This is a genomic window from Nitrospira sp. SG-bin1, from assembly GCA_002083365.1.
In the GTDB taxonomy this organism is placed as follows: domain Bacteria; phylum Nitrospirota; class Nitrospiria; order Nitrospirales; family Nitrospiraceae; genus Nitrospira_D.
Genome location: LVWS01000022.1, coordinates 1 through 17258, shown reverse-complemented (window position 1 = coordinate 17258; position 17258 = coordinate 1). Strand labels below are relative to the sequence as shown.

Annotated in this window: 19 protein-coding genes, 1 tRNA gene and 1 pseudogene; 7 read left to right on the top strand and 14 right to left on the bottom strand. The window is 55.5% G+C overall.

Annotated features, from left to right (window positions below; all coding sequences use genetic code 11):
- Window positions 1-86: 86 nt before the first annotated feature.
- From A4E19_17290 to A4E19_17270, 5 genes are all read right to left on the bottom strand, one after another.
- A complete protein-coding gene (locus A4E19_17290; protein ID OQW34676.1) occupies window positions 87-548 on the bottom strand; it encodes a hypothetical protein in 462 nt (153 codons plus the stop codon).
- Between the two features lie 138 nt (window positions 549-686).
- Window positions 687-1127, bottom strand: coding sequence for a hypothetical protein (locus A4E19_17285; GenBank protein OQW34675.1), 441 nt, complete (start codon window positions 1125-1127; stop codon window positions 687-689).
- A gap of 15 nt (window positions 1128-1142) precedes the next feature.
- Window positions 1143-1340 carry a hypothetical protein gene (locus A4E19_17280; GenBank protein ID OQW34674.1) on the bottom strand — a complete coding sequence of 66 codons (198 nt, stop codon included), beginning with the start codon at window positions 1338-1340 and terminating at the stop codon, window positions 1143-1145.
- A gap of 106 nt (window positions 1341-1446) precedes the next feature.
- On the bottom strand, window positions 1447-1788 hold the full coding sequence (locus A4E19_17275; GenBank protein OQW34673.1) for an FmdB family transcriptional regulator: 342 nt from the start codon (window positions 1786-1788) through the stop codon (window positions 1447-1449).
- A 20-nt stretch (window positions 1789-1808) separates the two neighbouring features.
- On the bottom strand, window positions 1809-2333 hold the full coding sequence (locus A4E19_17270; GenBank protein OQW34672.1) for a hypothetical protein: 525 nt from the start codon (window positions 2331-2333) through the stop codon (window positions 1809-1811).
- 420 nt (window positions 2334-2753) lie between these two features.
- Between A4E19_17270 and A4E19_17265 the strand changes: the two genes are divergently transcribed.
- Together A4E19_17265 and A4E19_17260 are read left to right on the top strand one after the other, a co-directional pair.
- Window positions 2754-3452 carry a hypothetical protein gene (locus A4E19_17265; GenBank protein ID OQW34821.1) on the top strand — a complete coding sequence of 233 codons (699 nt, stop codon included), beginning with the start codon at window positions 2754-2756 and terminating at the stop codon, window positions 3450-3452.
- On the top strand, window positions 3449-4378 hold the full coding sequence (locus A4E19_17260) for a dihydroorotate oxidase (protein OQW34671.1): 930 nt from the start codon (window positions 3449-3451) through the stop codon (window positions 4376-4378). The genes A4E19_17265 and A4E19_17260 overlap by 4 nt, the downstream gene beginning before the upstream one ends.
- 2 nt (window positions 4379-4380) lie before the next feature.
- On the opposite strand, the gene A4E19_17255 is transcribed toward A4E19_17260, so the two are convergent.
- Entirely contained in the window at window positions 4381-4659 is a 279-nt protein-coding gene (locus tag A4E19_17255; protein OQW34670.1) for a hypothetical protein, read from the bottom strand.
- Between the two features lie 142 nt (window positions 4660-4801).
- Here A4E19_17255 and A4E19_17250 point away from each other — a divergent pair, with 142 nt between their 5' ends.
- On the top strand, window positions 4802-7420 hold the full coding sequence (locus tag A4E19_17250) for a hypothetical protein (GenBank protein ID OQW34669.1): 2619 nt from the start codon (window positions 4802-4804) through the stop codon (window positions 7418-7420).
- Between the two features lie 24 nt (window positions 7421-7444).
- On the opposite strand, the gene A4E19_17245 is transcribed toward A4E19_17250, so the two are convergent.
- The 3 genes from A4E19_17245 to A4E19_17235 all read right to left on the bottom strand — a co-directional run bounded on the left by A4E19_17245 (window position 7445) and on the right by A4E19_17235 (window position 9987).
- Complete coding sequence (locus A4E19_17245) at window positions 7445-7807, bottom strand: hypothetical protein (GenBank protein OQW34668.1); 363 nt, start codon at window positions 7805-7807, stop codon at window positions 7445-7447.
- Between the two features lie 961 nt (window positions 7808-8768).
- Complete coding sequence (locus tag A4E19_17240; GenBank protein OQW34667.1) at window positions 8769-9479, bottom strand: hypothetical protein; 711 nt, start codon at window positions 9477-9479, stop codon at window positions 8769-8771.
- Between the two features lie 325 nt (window positions 9480-9804).
- Window positions 9805-9987, bottom strand: a complete 183-nt coding sequence (locus A4E19_17235) for a hypothetical protein (GenBank protein ID OQW34666.1) — start codon at window positions 9985-9987, stop codon at window positions 9805-9807.
- A 283-nt stretch (window positions 9988-10270) separates the two neighbouring features.
- On the opposite strand from A4E19_17235, the gene A4E19_17230 reads away from it, so the two are divergent.
- Window positions 10271-10567 carry a transposase gene (locus tag A4E19_17230; protein OQW34820.1) on the top strand — a complete coding sequence of 99 codons (297 nt, stop codon included), beginning with the start codon at window positions 10271-10273 and terminating at the stop codon, window positions 10565-10567.
- 15 nt (window positions 10568-10582) lie between these two features.
- On the opposite strand, the gene A4E19_17225 is transcribed toward A4E19_17230, so the two are convergent.
- From A4E19_17225 to A4E19_17205, 5 genes are all read right to left on the bottom strand, one after another.
- Complete coding sequence (locus A4E19_17225) at window positions 10583-11158, bottom strand: hypothetical protein (protein OQW34665.1); 576 nt, start codon at window positions 11156-11158, stop codon at window positions 10583-10585.
- A 24-nt stretch (window positions 11159-11182) separates the two neighbouring features.
- Complete coding sequence (locus A4E19_17220; protein OQW34664.1) at window positions 11183-11797, bottom strand: hypothetical protein; 615 nt, start codon at window positions 11795-11797, stop codon at window positions 11183-11185.
- On the bottom strand, window positions 11794-12279 hold the full coding sequence (locus tag A4E19_17215; protein OQW34663.1) for a hypothetical protein: 486 nt from the start codon (window positions 12277-12279) through the stop codon (window positions 11794-11796). Before A4E19_17215 ends, A4E19_17220 begins: the two co-directional genes overlap by 4 nt.
- A 577-nt stretch (window positions 12280-12856) precedes the next feature.
- Window positions 12857-12932: transfer RNA gene (locus A4E19_17210), tRNA-Met, on the bottom strand.
- Between the two features lie 13 nt (window positions 12933-12945).
- Window positions 12946-13578 carry a hypothetical protein gene (locus tag A4E19_17205; GenBank protein ID OQW34662.1) on the bottom strand — a complete coding sequence of 211 codons (633 nt, stop codon included), beginning with the start codon at window positions 13576-13578 and terminating at the stop codon, window positions 12946-12948.
- A gap of 191 nt (window positions 13579-13769) precedes the next feature.
- Here A4E19_17205 and A4E19_17200 point away from each other — a divergent pair, with 191 nt between their 5' ends.
- The 3 genes and pseudogenes from A4E19_17200 (at window position 13770) to A4E19_17190 (ending at window position 17258) form a co-directional block, all read left to right on the top strand.
- Window positions 13770-15251, top strand: coding sequence for a hypothetical protein (locus A4E19_17200; GenBank protein ID OQW34661.1), 1482 nt, complete (start codon window positions 13770-13772; stop codon window positions 15249-15251).
- A 506-nt stretch (window positions 15252-15757) separates the two neighbouring features.
- Window positions 15758-16720, top strand: a complete 963-nt coding sequence (locus tag A4E19_17195; protein OQW34660.1) for a hydrogenase — start codon at window positions 15758-15760, stop codon at window positions 16718-16720.
- A 42-nt stretch (window positions 16721-16762) separates the two neighbouring features.
- Window positions 16763-17258 (top strand): annotated as a pseudogene (locus A4E19_17190) (cytochrome-c3 hydrogenase).

Sequence of the window (17258 nt, the reverse complement as noted above, 5' to 3'; positions counted from 1 at the left end):
CCACCCAACAGCTTCAGAAGGAGCTCCCTCAGGTATCGGCAGGAACCGGAGAGAACTGTAGCTGAGCGGGGGCCGCGGATAAGCGGTCAGTGATGAGGCAGAGGAAGGAGCGAGAGCGAAACTTCGATACGAGGGGCGGTTTTGTCGACCTGTTTGTAGAGATGGGTTTCAACAATGCGATTGTCGTTGAGGCCAAGCCCTTCGCAGAGCGCATCTTGGGCGATCTTGAGGCCGCCGTCGAGGTCACGCCTCAAGGCGGACGCAAAAAAGAATCGGATGGAGAGCGAGAGCGGTCCCGATTGTAGTCGATCCCGCAAGAAAACTCTGGCAGGAGAACGGGCTAATTCCAGCCAGACTTGCTGGCCGACGCATGTCTTATACGCACGTCCGGCGGAGGATAACACACGACGTCCATTTACCGTCGCATATTGATGGTTGATGCTGGGAGGGACGGGCAATGTGACCGTGAATGCATCCGATGTGACGACGGGAGGATACCGTGATGGTTCCAGAGTGACCTTGTGGTTCGATGGATCGGATTTCAGCAATACCGTTGTCCCGTTGATCCGTGATAACTTTTTGGGTGTAGATGGAGAAGGTGGAACCCCATGATGCGATGTTGCAGGAAGGCGAATTTTTGATAAACGGAAGTTGTACGGTCGCTGGTCGGATGGCATGGAGCTGAACTAGAGGAGGTTCATGATCTTCGCCATATTTTGTTCAAAGCGATCTTCGGTGCGGGCAAGATATCGACGCCATTCACTCGGATTCCAGAGTTCCATTCGGTGATACAGACCGACGAGGATGATTTCTTGATCTTCATCGACCGGAACGAGTTTTCGCAAACGACCTGGAATCAAGATCCGTCCAGTCTTATCGATGTCCGACGAACCGGCTTCGGACACGACAAAGTGCATGAACAGACGGCTCTGGTCTTCGTCGAGAGTCGTTCTGGTCCGGTCGAGGACCTTTTCCCATTCTCGCGCGGAATAGATCAACAAAGACTGTTCCGGGCCCTTCAGGAACATGACGGTCTGGCCGTCGGCCTCGATCTGCTCACGGATTGGTGAGGGGACGATGAATCGCCCTTTCTCATCGACTTTGCAAAGATATTCACCGGCAAACATGGCGAAATCCTATGGTTAGGAATTCACGACGGTTCTGGTTCGGTCGCGAATCCATTGTTCGAGGTCCGAACGGACGAATCGCCATTCCTTGCCCAGCTTGAAGGCAGGAATCTGCCGACTTCGAAGATAGCGATAGAGAGTCCGTTGAGTAATCTTGAGAAACCGGCATGTTTCCGTCGCCGTCATCAGTTCGGTCTGTGGGGTCCTGCTCATTACTCCACCTGCTACCAGAGCGAGGAATACACATACCGCCTCCAGTATGAAGGTCATTCTAGAGACCTCCGGAAGAATGTCAAGCGAAAATATATGACAGGACATGTCATACACTGTCGCTATGATCAACTGCTGCCTCATCGTTCCCGGGTTGGTCCAGCATGGCTTCCACGTCGCTCACGTCTTCACCCATCTCTTCCCCCATTTTCTTCATGAGACGGGCGACGCTCCGAGGATCGGATTCATCAAGTCCGCTCAGGTTGGCAGGGTCCGCGAGAGACTTGAGCCGGGACTCGTCCGACTTGGGTGCAGCGAATCGGGATAGCAGGCGCTCCAACGTTGAGCTGCCACAATGCTGACAGGTGATCGTACGCGATTGATGGGGGTTCATTATCAAAAATGAACTTCGCTTACGGCATTCCTGACATGAGTATTCGTAAATCGGCATGGATTGACCCTCCTCACACGTCACAAACGATAAGGATGTTGAGCCAGGACTCGGTCTGGGACCATATCGAAGCCCACGGTTCGCCCGAGGGTCATGACGAAGACGTCGGCAGAGCCAGCTTTGCGCAGAGCCTTTGCACATTCATTCACCGTGGTGCCGGTCGTGAAGACGTCGTCGATCACCAGAATGCGCTGCTTGATGATGGACTCAGGGCGTCGGACGGCAAAGGCTCGACGAAGGTTTTTTAGGCGGCTTTTGCGGGAAAGGGCGGTTTGGGCCGGAGTCGGAGCAGTGCGGATCAGATTGGTATAGACGACTGGTCTATTGAGATAACGCCCGATGTGATCGGCGAGCAGCAAGGACTGGTTGAACTCACGTTGACGGAGTCGCTCACGATGCAAGGGCACTGGCATGATCACATCAATAGAGTTGAGCGGAGGCAATTTGGCGATCATGAGGGCGGCAAGTGGAGCCGCCAGTGAAACTTTGCCCTGATACTTGAAGAGGCAAATGGCTTGCTGGAGTGGAGGGGTATAAGGGTACAACGTCCAGGCTCTTGTATAGGAAGGTGGACGTTCCGCGCACGTGTGGCAGATATGGTTGGGACTGTAGGTCATGGCAATGGAAGAAGGGAAGGGGCGGTCGCAACGGGCGCATCGAGCTTCAGACATCAGGGAGCGCGTGTTCCAGCAGTCCGAGCAAAAATGAGGAATAGGGTCATCGGTCAGAAGTGAACAGCAACGTGAACAATGAACAGGAAGAAAAAACCTGATCACACGTCGTACGAGACCTGGGATTGATTCTGTGACTTGAGTGAGCATGGGCTGTCTGTGACCAGTATTCATCCGTCATTCTTTATGGCGGAGAACCGGCCGGTGTCAAGGTTGTCGGGTTTCGATTTATTATGCTATACGAATAAGAATGCCCCGAACCAGCGATCAGTCGTCGGAAAGAACGGGCCGCCGATGGTGACATTGAAGCGACTCTCGAAAACCTATTCGCGTGGGGAAGCTGTCGTCACGGCCTTGCGTGACGTGAGTTTAGAGATTACATCCGGCGAATTTTGCGCGTTTGTGGGGCCCAGCGGCTGTGGAAAAAGCACTCTTCTGAATCTTGTCGCGGGTTTGGATCTGCCGACTTCGGGGGAGATCGTGCTGGACGGACGATCCACTCAACATTTCACCAGCTATGAATGGACGAAGCTCAGACGTGAAACGATCGGGATTGTGTTCCAAGCCTTTCATTTAGTTCATGGATTGACCGCTGAGGAAAACATCGCGCTGCCTCTGCTGTTGCGAGGAGAAGACGGGCAAAAGATCTTGCGGCTAGTAGAGGAAATGTTGGAGAAGGTGGGCATGACTCACCGTCGCCGACATCGACCGGCTGAATTGTCCGGTGGGGAACAACAACGAATCGCGATCGCACGGGCCTTGGCCCATCGCCCCCGGCTGCTCTTGGCCGATGAGCCGACAGGCAATATCGATTCTCATCAAGGAGCGGACGTTATGGCGCTCCTACGCAAGCTCGCGATATCCGGAGGCCAGACGGTTTTGTTGGTGACCCATAGTGCGCAGGCCGCACAATCCGCCGACTATGTGTGGACCATGCGAGACGGACAGCTGGTGTCCCGCACTGAACGGATTACCGAACTGGCGTTGCCATGACCGACCTTTCGACAACGATAGCCGGTGTGACCTTTCACAGCTGCTTTATGAATGCGTCGGGAGCGCTCTGCGTCACACGGGACGAACTCGAGGCGTTAGGGAAATCCAGCGCGGGGGCGATCGTGACGAAGTCAATGACGATTGAGCCACGTCAAGGCAACCCGATGCCCCGGTATCACGGATTTCCCGGAGGGTCCATCAACTCAATGGGGCTGCCGAATCTCGGCTATCGAGCCTATGCGGAGTTGATCCCTCAGCTCAAACGGTTCGGAAAGCCCGTGATCGCCAGCGTGGCTGGACTTGGAGAGGAGGATTTTCCGACCATTGCGGAAGCCATCAATGCGGCTCAGCCGGACCTCATCGAGGTCAATTTGTCCTGCCCCAATATTCCAGGTAAACCTCAAATCGGCTACGACTCGGAAACCTCTGAGCGGGTGCTCAAGAAGGTTCGCCGTCTCATCACGGTTCCCATGGGAGTGAAACTGCCACCGTACTTTGATCCGGCGCATCATGAGGCCATGGGGAAGGTGCTCGGACGCTGTGGCGTCGACTTTCTCAACCTGATCAATTCAGTGGGCAACGGTCTGGTGGTGGACCCGGAACGGGAAAGCGTCGTCATTAAGCCCAAAGGTGGATTTGGTGGGTTAGGCGGGCGATTGATCAAACCCGTGGCATTGGCGAACGTTCGGGCCTTCTATAAGTTTTTCGATGGGAAGATTCCGATCATCGGTACCGGTGGGATCGTCGAGGGGATCGATGTATTCGAACATTTCCTGTGCGGTGCGTCGGCGGTCCAAATCGGGACGGTGTTGGTGGAAGAAGGGGTCGATGCGTTCGACCGATTGGAAGCGGAATTGACCGCGGTCCTGACACGGAAAGGATACCGCTCGATTCAGGAATGCCGGGGACGGATCAAGGAATTGTGAATCTATTTGCTGCCGAAGTTGCGAGGCAACAAATTGTGTTGGAGGGCCTGACGCAGGAGTTGAGCAACATTGCGAACATTGAGCCGACGCATGAGGTTGAAACGGTGAACTTCGACCGTCCGAACGCTGATGTCGAGTGCTCCGGCGATTTCGCGATTGGTATGGCCCAGCGCCACCAATCGGAGGATCTCCCGTTGGCGGGGCGTAATGTGCAGAGCGGACTTGGGACGGTGTTCAACCCGATGGAACCGAAGCGCGGCGGTGTTTTTGTTTCGTGCCATCTGGACTCCTCTCAGCAGTTCTGTAGTCAGTCTAGCAAACGACCTGAAATGTGTAAACGAAACCCCTGATATCCGCCGAAAGGGCAGATGCGCAGGTGGGTCCCCTGGAAGCTCTCCTAGCTTAATGTTATTCTCACACTAGATGCCTGCCTTTTTCAGGGCGTTGCTCCTTCTCCTCACCTCTCATGTGCGGCAATGGCCGTTACGCACACTGCTGACGATCGCCGGAGTGGCTCTCGGAGTATCGGCGTCCGTGGCCGTGCGGACCGCCAATGTCGACGTGCTGCGGTCTTTTGAACAGGCCGTCATGACGGTGGCTGGCCCCACCACCTTGGAGGTGTCCGGAGGTGAGACCGGGTTTGATGAACAGGTCATTCGCCGAGTCCGGACCATCGTCGGTGTGACATCGGCCTCGCCGATAATTCTCCAAACGGTAGTTCATATGAACGGAGAGCAAGCCGACCAAGCGGTCCAAGTCATTGGTTTGGATCTGTTGGCGGAATTCAATACCCGTGGGTTTCGCATGGAGCAACCGACGACGGAAAGTCAGCTGATGGGTATGATTCATCCGCAAGCGGTGTTCTTGGGAGGCAAGCTGGCCGCTGAGTGGAACCTGTCAATCGATGACACGGTCGATCTGCTGGTCGGGCCCAGGCGTCTCACCTGTCGGGTGGCCGGGGTTCTCCACAATGAGTCTGAGCAGCCGTCCTCATGGGAACGCATGGTGGTCATGGATATTGCCGCCGCACAGATTACCTTTGAAATGGTCGGCAAAGTGGATCGTATCGATATCGTGACCGACGAAAACACATCCATCGAGAAGGTGGCGAAGGGCATACAAGCTGTTCTGCCGCCTCACATAACGGTAGAAAGGCCGGCCAATCGAACGAGACAAGTCGAGCAAATGATACGCGCCTTCCGCCTGAATCTGACGGTATTGAGCTGGGTCGGGCTGTTGGTCGGGATGTTCTTGATCTACAACACGATGGCATTCGCGGTCGCCCAGCGGAGACGGGAAATCGGAATCTATCGGGCCATCGGGATGACTCAGTCTCGGGTAGCGATTCTGTTTCTGCTGGAGGCCGGATTATTCGGATTCTTGGGAGGCATCGTCGGAAGTGCAACTGGAATGGTGTTGGCTCAAGAGCTTGTGGCACTGCTGAGTCGAACCATATCAGATCTCTATGCACCTGTGGGTGCCGGCGAGGGAGGACTCCTCTGGGCCGGCCGATTCTGGGGAATGATGCTGGAAGGAGTCGCGATTGGGTGCGTGGTGTCCATGATCGGTGCCGTCGGACCAAGTCTGGATGCCAGCCGCACGACAACCGTCCGGGCGTTGGCCCCCGGAGACTATGAAGCGAGTCAGCAGCTACGAGTGGGGATGCTCGCCGTGATGGGGGTGAGCTTGCTGATGGTCACAGGGCTCTTAAGTCTTCCCGGGCCCATCGGTGGGGTTCCTGTCTCGGGGTATGCCGCGACGTTAGCGCTGTTGGCCGGGCTCGCCTGTCTAGCCCCGATCTGTGTGACTGGATGGCCTCGTCGACGCCGATCTTTGGAGCGTGAAGGAAGGGGAGCGCAGGGGATCATGAGGGGCATCGCGGTGGAGCATGCATCCCGCAGTCCCGGTCGAAACGGAGTCACTGTTTCAGCCTTGATGGTGGGCTTGGCCATTATGATCGGCGTGCTGGTGATGGTGCGAAGTTTTCGGCATACGGTTGAGCTATGGGTCACCGATACCGTTCTTGCCGATCTGGTCGTGGCCCCTTCGATGTGGCTGCGGGGCACGGAGATCGGGAGTGTCGGTCGAAGTCTCCCGCTTACGTGGCTGAACCTCCTGTCTTCCCTCCCTGATGTGGCGGCGGTCGATAGTTATCGCGACGTACGAATAGAGATAAATGGCCAACGAGTGGCTGTCGTCTCGCGGGATCTGCGGTTGCACGCCCAATGGAGCCGGTATCTCGTGCGTAGGGGAGATTCGTCAGAACAGCTCAGGCGAGCCGCTGATACCGGTGGCCTCCTTGTCTCGGAGGTGCTGGCCAACCGGCTTGGCGTGGAGGAGGGGTCGATATTGGAAATTATCACGCCGAGCGGTCCCACTCGCTTCCCCATCATAGCCGTGTTCTACGACTATTCGACGGACGGAGGGAAGCTCCTCATGGATCGGGCGCTTTATCAGTCACTCTGGCACGATGATTGGGCCACGGTATTTCCCGTGTACGTGCGCCCGGGGGCCAATATCGATCGTGTCAGAGAAAGGATCACGGCTCAACTGAATGGTCAAGATGCCAGGTTGCTTCCCCCGCTCGTAATCAGCAACACGGAGTTGCGGGAAGAAATCCTCGATATCTTCGATCGGACCTTTCTTCTCACCTATGTGCTGGAAGCCATCGCGGTCGTGATTGCCATGCTGGGGATCATCAATACACTCGTGACCTCTGTCCTCGAACGCCGCCGAGAATTTGCAACCTTACGCGCCATCGGCGGCAGCGAGGAGCAAGTTCGACAGCTCGTGTTATGGGAGGCTGCCTACCTCGGCATGATAGGGATCGGCTTGGGGCTTATCGGCGGAGGCTTGCTGTCTCTCTTGCTGATCAAGGTGATCAACAAGCAGTCCTTCGGATGGACGATCCAGATGATCATTCCGGTCGGCGCACTCATTCAGGCGGTGCTGTTGGCAGTCATTGCTGTCCTGGTGGCCGGGTATCTTCCCGCTCGATGGGCAGCGAAACAACCGGTCATCGAAGGGCTCCGGGAAGAATAACGGCGGCAGGTCCGCTTCGATTCGTTAGACGGTTTTGACACCTCGCCCATATTTGTTCAGCAACCTCTTCAGATCTTCAGGAATCGGCATGGATTTGAAAGGCGGCACTCGTGCACCCCCAGTATTTCCGACCGGCACCCACATTCGAGAAAACAGGAGTGCCCCTAGGATCCTCGGAATCTGGCCGGTAATTTCTACGACATCGCGGCGTTTCCAACCGATCTTGAACATCCACCAATGAGTTCGAGCGTGGGTAATGGCAAACGATTGTCCCAAGATGTGCGCCCGCTCGAGGTGGAAAAACGCCTGGTCCAGTGCATTTGTCTCATACAGGGCGACCGCCTGCGTCAATTCCGCCTCATAGGCTTGCCGGAGCTCGGGGTGCATGGATGGATCTCTTAGCTAAAGAGTTCTCCTACTGTACGCCAGGAAGGAATGTGAAACCAGGGTATCAAATCAAAGGAGCCAAGACAGTCGAAGATGTAGAGTTTTCGTCCAAGACACCGTTAGCCAGGCCGACAAGTAGCGATAAAGCGCGGCCGGTACAAGCTTGATTGGTTTAGAGTGAGAGAATACTGAAGGCGTTTATCCGTCGGACAATGATGATACGACAATTAGTCGGCATACGCACGAGTGCGGTACCAAAGGAGGCTGCTGAAGGAATTTATCGGGTGCCGCCAACAAGGGATCCCCGCTCCCCCGTTCGGCAATGTCGGCGTTTTTATGCGGTTTGGTGGCGGTGACCCGGATCGAACGGGTGACTCGCGGCTTATGAGTTAAGTAATACGTGATGTAACGTTAGGTTTAATGCATTGGTAGCGGAGATACATGGACAGGAAGGGACAGCAATAGGCCGCCTAAATGCACAGTACCCGCTGCGCAATGAGTCGCACGTCGTCAAGCATCCGCCTGTATTTGTTGTTACCATGAATCTCAAGCATCCCATCCAGAGCAAAGACTATGGCTGGGGGCGCTTGCTTAGCGTTGTTGACGAATGCCTGACCCTTCTTAGGGGCAATTAATGCCATGGAGACGAATCCTTTGGGCTTTCCGGTCGTGCAAGACCTCGATCGTGTCCCCGTCGAGGACTCCGACGACATCACCGGTAAAGCCGGAAGCTTCACCATAGTTGACCAGTATGCATAATCCCAAGACGACGGGCAGAAACTTCGGCAATGTACATTGCCTTCCTAGTTTCTGTTCGCCAGCTACTATCCTGATGGAGGTCACAGGTTTACCGGCGATCGCTTCCCTCTGGAGGTGAGAGTACAAAGGACTAGTATGGCGAGGATGTAGCGTAAGCTTCATTAACCCAGTGCCCACAAGGCAGAAACGCTACACGTTCGCGCTACGCGTATTTCAGCCATTGCTCGACTAACTCAAACGTTACACCAAACACCTCGTGGAGCACCAAGATTTGGATGACGCCACCGATACTACCCGTCAGAAATAGGGATAAAAAGACCCGGGCTTTTCCTACGTGGTGAGTTTTCGAAAACCACGAGAGCGTAACCAAAGTCATGAATATACCGAATAGCAAGTTGCAGACGACGTTTACGTAGAGATTAAGGTATACATGCTCCTCATAGAAGGAGGCCAAGCGAACATAATCTTCCGGGAGCCCAAACAGTGCAGCTGGACCGAAACTGAAGTACACCGGGTACAAAAGAAGTGTATTTAGCGGAAGGGTGATTCCAAAGAGATAGGCATAGACAACCGCGGTGCTTCGAATGCTACTCTTAGATCTGGCAATGAATCGAAGCCCCACATGCGAGAGAGTAGCATACATCGCGAACAGACATAAGTATCGCATCAGGAAGGTGATCTTCGATACCTCCATCTCATATTTAGAGAAAATCGGGATGAGCAGAAAAAACACCAGTGCCGTCGAATACACAATAAAACTGAGAGCATTCTGATAGGTATCATCTCTGTCCATGTCCAGAGACTCCGGAAACTTAAAGGGATGTTGTAGAATCTCCCGCACAGTTTTTGCGTAATGCGAGAACCCCTCAATTAACCCACTCAGCGAGACTCTGTCTGCGATAGCGGTTCTCATGGCTTCCTCCGTTGTCCCTCCGTGTCGGGTAAGAACGTCTATATCATCAGAGACGACCTAGTAAGTGTACGTAGCTACGGACCGACTGTCACAGCAATCCTCATGCCGAATAAATACTTCTCTCAGTGGTAGAAAATTGAGCGGTTAGGACCGGCGTGCGTGTGGAGTGGAGTCAGGTGTGAATCAGAATGGATTCGATCAAGAAAAAACAATACAGGAGGCCAATGTGTCGTCCCTTGGGCGGCGACTATGAAGAGAGGCTAGAACCTATCTCAAAATAGTTGACGCCACGAACTGCCTCTCTATAAGTCCCATCATGCTGCGGTTACGCGATGATCAGTGGGAGCGGATCCGAGGCCATTTTCCCGAAGAGCACCTTCCGGATAATTGCCCTGGCCGCAAACCGATCCCCACCCGCGCCGTCTGAGAAGCCGTCCTCTGGATCCTGAACACCGGGGCGCAATGGCAGTTCTTGCCGCAGTGCTATCATAACTACAAGACGGTGCATCGCCGATTCCACCAGTGGTGTCAGCAGGAGGTCCTGCGCGCGGTACTGACCCAGTTGGCCAATACGCTGCGCGACGAAGGCGCTCTTGATGAACGGGAGAGCTTCATCGACGCGACATTTGCGGCAGCCACGGGCGGTGGCGAGGCCATTGGGCTCACGAAACGCGGGAAGGGCGGTGAAGATTCTCGCGATTGTGGATCGCCACGGGCTGCCGCTCTCGGTCAGTACGCATGCCGCGAACCATCATGAAGTCACCTTGGTCCAACTCAGTTTCGACTTCTACATGCTGGAGGCCAAACCCGAGCATCTGATTGGCGATCGGGCCTATGACAGCGATGGGCTCGATGGCGACCTCCAGCAGGACGGCGTGAACCTGATTGCGCCCCATCGCTCCACGCGCAAACTCAAGACCCAAGATGGGCGTCACTTACGTCGTTACGAACGCCGTTGGCTCGTCGAACGGTTCTTTGCCGGGCTGCAATGGAAACGGCGCCTCCTCATTCGTTGGGAGTACTACGCCACTAACTTCCTCGGGTTTGTGCAACTCGCCTGCATCACCATGCTCCTGAAGCAATTTTGAGATAGGTTCTAGTCTTCAGGGATGGGGAGCGCTGCTAAAACTGTTTGGGCCGCCTAATACTCGCCATCCAATTGATGTTAAGACACCATCTCGAAATATGTATGGTGTAAATTCATCATCGGTCACTCTGTCATCCCGTATCCGACTGCTACGGAAATAGTAAATCTGAATAAGACTGCCGTTGTCGAAGTAAAATCTCGGCGGCTTGGCTAAGATCCTACGCACCTGCCACGCCCAAAAGTCCGACATCGAGGAATTAAAGGTCGAAGGTCGCTCGCCGTATTTCCGCTGCCTTGGGAGCAGAAGCAAGACGGCGTCTTGCGAATCCCCAATCCGGATCTTTGGAGCGTTAGATTTGTAGTCCATAAGTGCTTTGGTGATTTCATCCTCTATGAGCAACTCGTTCCGCCCGTAATCTTTGTGCTCTTGAACAGCGGCACCAATCATACCTATCCCTACGGCCAACTCGCACCCCTCAAGGGCAAAAATGGTGCAGCAGGCGGTCCATGCCCCCAGAAACCGCCAGCTCCACCAGGTTGTGTGAGCGCGACCAGTGACACCTCTTCGGATGCGACAGGACCGCGTCATCATGGAGAACTCTCCAGCCAAGCCGAATCACTCTTCGCGGCAAATCCGAGTGCCCCTCGCAATGAGCTTCCCCTTGTCCCCGTCGCGCGCCCCGAGGGCAAGGGCGACCGGTACTAATTGGCGCAGCACGGGCTGCGGATTTGTGACAGGGCGGGAGCAATGTACTACGCTGCTCCACACGAAGGCTCGTGATGGTATGGCAAAGCGTCGAACCGCAAGGTATGTGAATGAGCCAGATGTATTCCCGGCGGGCTTAATCGCCACCTCGGCAATGAGTACATGGTCTGCGCCAACGCGACGAGCCAGCTCAATGATGTCGGCATCGTCAGGAACAGCTTTCAGCTCACCGCGCAAATCGGTGAAGGCCATTTGCATGCGAGGATCGGGAGCGAGGAATCGTTGTGATTCCCTCAGCCACTGGAGGAGAATCAGCTCGGCCTCCGCATGGTTGCCCCACACCACCACGTGGCTCTCGTCTAGGGCGGTGGGAGATTCCGGCTTGTCCACAAAATTGCTTTGGACCATAGAGGCGCCACTAAAGGTGCCGCTAGAACAAGCAGAACTTGCTAGGGAGAGTCCCAACACCACGATGATGGTTTTCATTTGGGCTGCGTAGAGACCTCCGTTGCCATTGAGGATCAATATCCCTCATACGTTGGTTGCCACGTGTAGATTGGTTCGGGCTCAGTGAACTCTACCCCCAGGACTCGGAACAACGTGAGTCGGTCGTCCTTGTCGAAGGTCGCCTGTCCTGTCAGTTTGTCTCCTCTAATCGCGTACTCCGTCCGCGTGGCACGAATTTCCCACACCCCAAACGTAAAGATGTCCATGGCCAGGTGACCAAGGCCGCGACCGACGTTCGATCCAGTCTCGAATTCTTCATAGAACTCATACAGTTCCACCCGGGTGCCGTCGGCATTTCGTACACTGGACCGCGGAGCCCCCAGCTTTTCTATGACCGCCTCCCGTGACCACCCGACTCCTGCCTCCAATGCCGCAGTGTCGACAAAAGTGGGGTGCGTGAAGGCCATGTGCACTCCGCAGCCGGAACTGACCAACGAGGCCACACCAAGGAACAGGGCCAGCACGACGGCTTGTATTTGATCGCCTTTCACCAGCCTCATCGAGAATGTCCGGACAGGTGTCGATCTCTCTGATCCTTCCGACCAGGAGAGTCTCGTACAAAAAGAAGCAATTGGCATACTCACAATCGGTAGGCGCCTAGATGCTGGGCTTTCTTCATAAGTGCTACTCTTTCTGTGCGTAGTCAATCGAAAGGCTCTGACAGAGAGGTAGATTGCTCCACCAGGCGCTGAGCTCACTGGGTCATACTGCCCCAGCTTGCATGAAGATCCATAACTCGGGGTTTGGTCTTGCTCTGTGCATCAAAAAATCATGCTCCACCCAGATTCGCAAGGAGGTTCTTACTAAAGTCAGACGGGCAAGTTGGAAGATCAGACCGACCAAACTCAGACGGTGTTTATCCAGGCGCTATTAAGAAATGAAAAGCGAGAGGGTCACACGAAGTGCGGTTTGGAGTATAAGAAAGTCTAAGGGGCTTATCCGCTGGCATCAATCACGAAAAAACGAAAATTAGCCAGCGGGTCAACCAAAGATTGGTATTAGAATAGAAGAAAGTCGAATGGTTCTATCCCGTCGCTAAGAACCACAGGAAGGGCTCCGGGTCGAGCGAGCTTGGTTTGGTGGCGGTGGGCCGGATCGAACGGCCGACCCGCGGCTTATGAGTCCGCTGCTCTACCAACTGAGCTACACCGCCACGTCATTGATTTCTAAAGGACTTTAGTCTTGCCCGCCGAGCGGTCCGACCCCGCACTGTTCACCAACTGTTCACCGCGACCATGCTCGCGCTCGTGGTGATCCAGGAGCCTCCGGCCTGCTTCAACGAGGTCTGATCTCTTCACAATGTGGTAGCGACGGTAAACAGAATCGGTCTTGTGGCCACTGATCGCCATCGCAACCTTTCTTGGCACGCCGGCATCTTCCATGTTACTGACCGCAATTCGACGGAAGTCGTGGATTAACGCCCCACGATAGCGCCGATTCCCTACAAAACGCCCTTTGGGATTGTCAAATCGCCCGAGTCCCGCTGCGACGCAGGCGGTTCGCCAGGAAGTCTTGATCGAAGCCAGCTTTCTCCCGTCGAGGTGACAGACCCACCGGCAATCCGGATGGAACTGCAGGGTCTGCTTATACCATGCAGCGAGGACCTCGTAAAGGTCCCCGCCCATCACGGCCACGCGTTCCTCGTCCGTCTTCGTAGACTCGGACGCGAGCCGGATCTCAACAGTGCGGCTCTGATGATTGAAGTACACGTGAGGCCACTCGAGGCTCATGGTCTCGGCCTGGCGGGTCCCAAGCCAATACTCAATCGTGACCGGGATGCGAGCGTGCGGCGGCAACAAGGCTCTGACCTTTACAAATTCCTCCCACGAGCGGTAGCCGGAGTGCCATGGGCCAGGATGGAATACGCCCGGTTCGGGTTGTCGCTCTAGACACAATCTCTGACCGTCAAGTTCAGAGAAAATGGTCTTGATCTGGTCGAATCGAAGCTGGTAGATTGTAAACGTGCTTATCAGAGTGTAAGGACAGTTGCATGTCTACTCGAGACGAGGAAACCCTCCTGATCGTGGAATCGGATCCCGGTAGTCGCCGCGCCCTCGTCAATTTCCTGAAAGCTGATTACAAGGTGCGCGGTGTCCAATCCGGCAAGGAGGCCTGGACGATCCTGGCTAAGGAAAAGATCGATCTCGTCTTGTTTGATGACGGGGTCCCGGACATCAGGGGGGCGGAATTTTTCCATGACGCGCGCGTGCGCTACCCTGATGTGATCCGTATCCTGGTCACGGATTCGTGCGACCTCCCGGATATCGAGAAGATCATCAAGGAAGCGGCGGTCTATCAGGTCATTCCGAAGCCCTGTCCGCCCTGGCATCTCCGATTACTGATCGATCGAGCACTCGAAAGTAGGGAACTGGCGCGGCGTCATCGGCTGATGAGCCGCGAGCTGAAGTTTTCTGATGGAGCATTCCGAAGCCATAAGGAACACCTCACCAAGCTCATCAGGGACAGTTATGAATTCGACAAGCTGGTATTCGCCAGCGACAGTATGTTGGAGGTCTGTAACCTCGCGCGGAAAGCCGCGGCGACCGATCTGCCCGTGTTGATTCAAGGAGAAACCGGAACCGGAAAGGAGCTGATGGCGCGGGCGATCCACGGATTCAGCGACAGGAAGAAATTCCCGTTCCTAGCCCAGAATTGCGGGGCGCTCCCCGACGAACTGCTTCAGTCTGAGCTGTTTGGCCACAAACGAGGGGCATTTACCGGAGCCATCAGCGACCGGCTTGGGCTGTTCGTGGCTGCAGATGCCGGAACAGTGTTCCTCGATGAGATTTCTGAAGTCTCCCCATCTTTTCAGGTCAGCCTGCTACGGTTCTTGCAGGAGGGCGAGGTGAAACCCCTGGGATCTGAAAAAACACGCAAGGCAAACGTCAGAATCCTGGCTGCTTCAAACCGGCCGATTAAAGAACTGGTCGAGGCCGGAACCTTTAGGAAGGATTTGTACTATCGTCTGCGCGGGTTCGAGTTAATCATTCCGCCGTTGCGCGAGCGCGTCGAAGATATTCCAGTGCTGGCCGAATACTTTTCGAGAAAATTTTCCGAGCTCATGAACCGCCGGGTTGCCGGGATTACGGTGCAGGTCATGCGCCATCTGCAGGCCTATCCCTTTCCCGGCAATGTGCGCGAGTTGGAAACCGAAATTCATCGAATGGTCTCACTCGCTGGGAATGGAGAATTCTTGTCGACAGAACATTTGTCCGAAGACCTGGCCAAGGTGGTTCCTCCTGACGCACGGGTGAAAGAGATGAACCTGATCAACGGTGCCGGGACTTTGAAACAGAAGGTGGAGCGGCTGGAGGCCCAGGTGGTGACTCAGGCGCTGCTGCGCCACCGCTGGAACCAAAGCAAGGTTGCGAAGGAACTAGGACTCTCGCGCGTCGGCTTAGCCAATAAGATACGCCGGTACAAGCTGGCGGCAGCACCATCCGGAGGAATCACCCATGTCCAGTCACGATGACCCTGAGCGAAGAAAGGGGGACGAGGAGTTTGGCAAATTCTGGGCTTCGCTCTGGAACCACCCGGCTGAACCCTCCGAAGCGCCTACATCTGCCGCTCAACTCAATGAACTCGGTGTAACCGCTCTTGCACGTCAACTGGGTCTCGCCGAGACACAGACCAATGGGCATTGGTGTAGTCGTTGTCAGGGGATTTGGTACGGCTACACCTTGGAAGTCGAGTGTCCCGTGTGTGGGAATCGGCAGGGATGATGATGTCTGACCTGGAACTGCATAGTTCTTTTGCAATCCCCCGCCATTTGCAAAGATAGTTAGCACGACTGCTTCTGTTCGCGGGCGCGCCGTCCGGCCTTCCCGCCTTCCGCGTAAGTCATTGTCTTTTCGATTGGAAGCACACCCTTCGTACGCGGCGAGGTCAACTCTGTTCGCGCTGGTCCAATTGTTGCGCTTATGCCGAAGCGCGTGCATCTCGAATTCCCACTCGATCTATCCAGCGGAGGACCGAACCATGGCGAATCTACTCTGGCTCCAAGGCGGTGCTTGTTCCGGCAACACGATGTCCTTTCTCAACGCGGAAGAACCGAGCGCCTGTGACCTCGTGACGGACTTTGGGATCAACGTCCTCTGGCATCCCTCCCTCGGCGTAGAGCTGGGAGATAACCTCCAGAAGATCCTCAAGGATTGCGTGGCGGGAAAGATTCCATTGGACATCTTTGTGTTTGAAGGGACAGTGGTCAACGCCCCGAACGGCACCGGCGAATGGAATCGATTTGCCGGACGGCCGATGAAACAGTGGGTCCGTGATCTCTGTAATGTCGCGAACTATGTTGTGGCGGTCGGGGATTGCGCGACCTGGGGCGGCATTCCTGCCACTGCGCCCAATCCGAGTGAATCGCAAGGGCTCCAGTTTCTCAAACGCAATCATGGAGGGTTTTTGGGAAAGGAATTCCGCTCGAAGGCCGGACTGCCGGTCGTCAATATCCCGGGGTGCCCGGCACATCCGGACTGGATCACACAGATCGTCGTGGCGGTGGCGACCGGACGCGGGAAGGACATCGGGCTCGATGAGTTCCAGCGACCGAAGACCTTCTTCCAGAGTTTCACCCAGACCGGCTGCACGCGCAACATGCATTTCGCGTACAAGGTCTCAGCGACCGAGTTCGGCCAGCGGAAGGGTTGCCTCTATTATGATCTTGGCTGTCGGGGTCCCATGACCCACTCTCCCTGCAATCGTATCCTCTGGAATCGGCAATCCTCCAAGACCCGCGCGGGCATGCCCTGCCTCGGGTGCACTGAGCCCGAGTTCCCATTCTTTGATCTTGCGCCGGGGACTGTCTTCAAGACACAGACGGTGATGGGAGTTCCTAAGGACTTGCCTCAGGGGGTCGATAAGAAGGGCTACATCGCGCTAACCAGTGCGGCGAAGGCGGCGGCACCGGCGTGGGCCGAACAAGACATTTTCGTGGTGTGAGCGTTTTCTACAGGATCTCGTAAACGACAAAGGAGATCAACCATGGCGGTACAAACATTAGACATTTCTCCCGTTGGCCGCGTGGAGGGAGACCTGGATGTTCGGGTGGAAGTGGACAATGGCGTCGTAACGAATGCCTGGACGCAAGCGGAACTGTTTCGCGGGTTTGAGATCATCCTGCGCGACAAGGATCCGCAGGCGGGTCTGGTCGTGACTCCGCGCGCCTGCGGCATTTGCGGCGCTTCTCATCTGACCTGCGCCGCCTGGGCACTCGATACGGCCTGGCAGACCACCGTGCCGCGGAACGCCATTCTCGCCCGCAATCTCGGCCAGATTGTCGAGAGTCTCCAGAGTCAGCCGCGATATTTCTATGGCCTCTACGCCATCGACCTGACGAACAAGAAGTATCGGAACAGCCGCTTCTACGAGGAAGCGTGCAAACGCTTTGCGCCGTTCACCGGGAAATCATATGAACTCGGTGTAACGATTTCTGGAAAGCCCGTTGAGATCTATGCGCTGATGGGCGGCCAGTGGCCGC

Bases quoted from the DNA above. Each gene is read 5' to 3' on its own strand.
- A4E19_17285 (OQW34675.1), bottom strand. From the start codon at position 1,127: ATGTTTGCCGGTGAATATCTTTGCAAAGTCGATGAGAAAGGGCGATTC.
- A4E19_17280 (OQW34674.1), bottom strand. From the start codon at position 1,340: ATGAGCAGGACCCCACAGACCGAACTGATGACGGCGACGGAAACATGC.
- A4E19_17275 (OQW34673.1), bottom strand. From the start codon at position 1,788: ATGCCGATTTACGAATACTCATGTCAGGAATGCCGTAAGCGAAGTTCA.
- A4E19_17265 (OQW34821.1), top strand. From the start codon at position 2,754: ATGGTGACATTGAAGCGACTCTCGAAAACCTATTCGCGTGGGGAAGCT.
- A4E19_17260 (OQW34671.1), top strand. From the start codon at position 3,449: ATGACCGACCTTTCGACAACGATAGCCGGTGTGACCTTTCACAGCTGC.
- A4E19_17255 (OQW34670.1), bottom strand. From the start codon at position 4,659: ATGGCACGAAACAAAAACACCGCCGCGCTTCGGTTCCATCGGGTTGAA.
- A4E19_17250 (OQW34669.1), top strand. From the start codon at position 4,802: ATGCCTGCCTTTTTCAGGGCGTTGCTCCTTCTCCTCACCTCTCATGTG.
- A4E19_17245 (OQW34668.1), bottom strand. From the start codon at position 7,807: ATGCACCCCGAGCTCCGGCAAGCCTATGAGGCGGAATTGACGCAGGCG.
- A4E19_17240 (OQW34667.1), bottom strand. From the start codon at position 9,479: ATGAGAACCGCTATCGCAGACAGAGTCTCGCTGAGTGGGTTAATTGAG.
- A4E19_17235 (OQW34666.1), bottom strand. From the start codon at position 9,987: ATGCACCGTCTTGTAGTTATGATAGCACTGCGGCAAGAACTGCCATTG.
- A4E19_17230 (OQW34820.1), top strand. From the start codon at position 10,271: ATGCTGGAGGCCAAACCCGAGCATCTGATTGGCGATCGGGCCTATGAC.
- A4E19_17225 (OQW34665.1), bottom strand. From the start codon at position 11,158: ATGATGACGCGGTCCTGTCGCATCCGAAGAGGTGTCACTGGTCGCGCT.
- A4E19_17215 (OQW34663.1), bottom strand. From the start codon at position 12,279: ATGAGGCTGGTGAAAGGCGATCAAATACAAGCCGTCGTGCTGGCCCTG.
- A4E19_17200 (OQW34661.1), top strand. From the start codon at position 13,770: ATGTCTACTCGAGACGAGGAAACCCTCCTGATCGTGGAATCGGATCCC.
- A4E19_17195 (OQW34660.1), top strand. From the start codon at position 15,758: ATGGCGAATCTACTCTGGCTCCAAGGCGGTGCTTGTTCCGGCAACACG.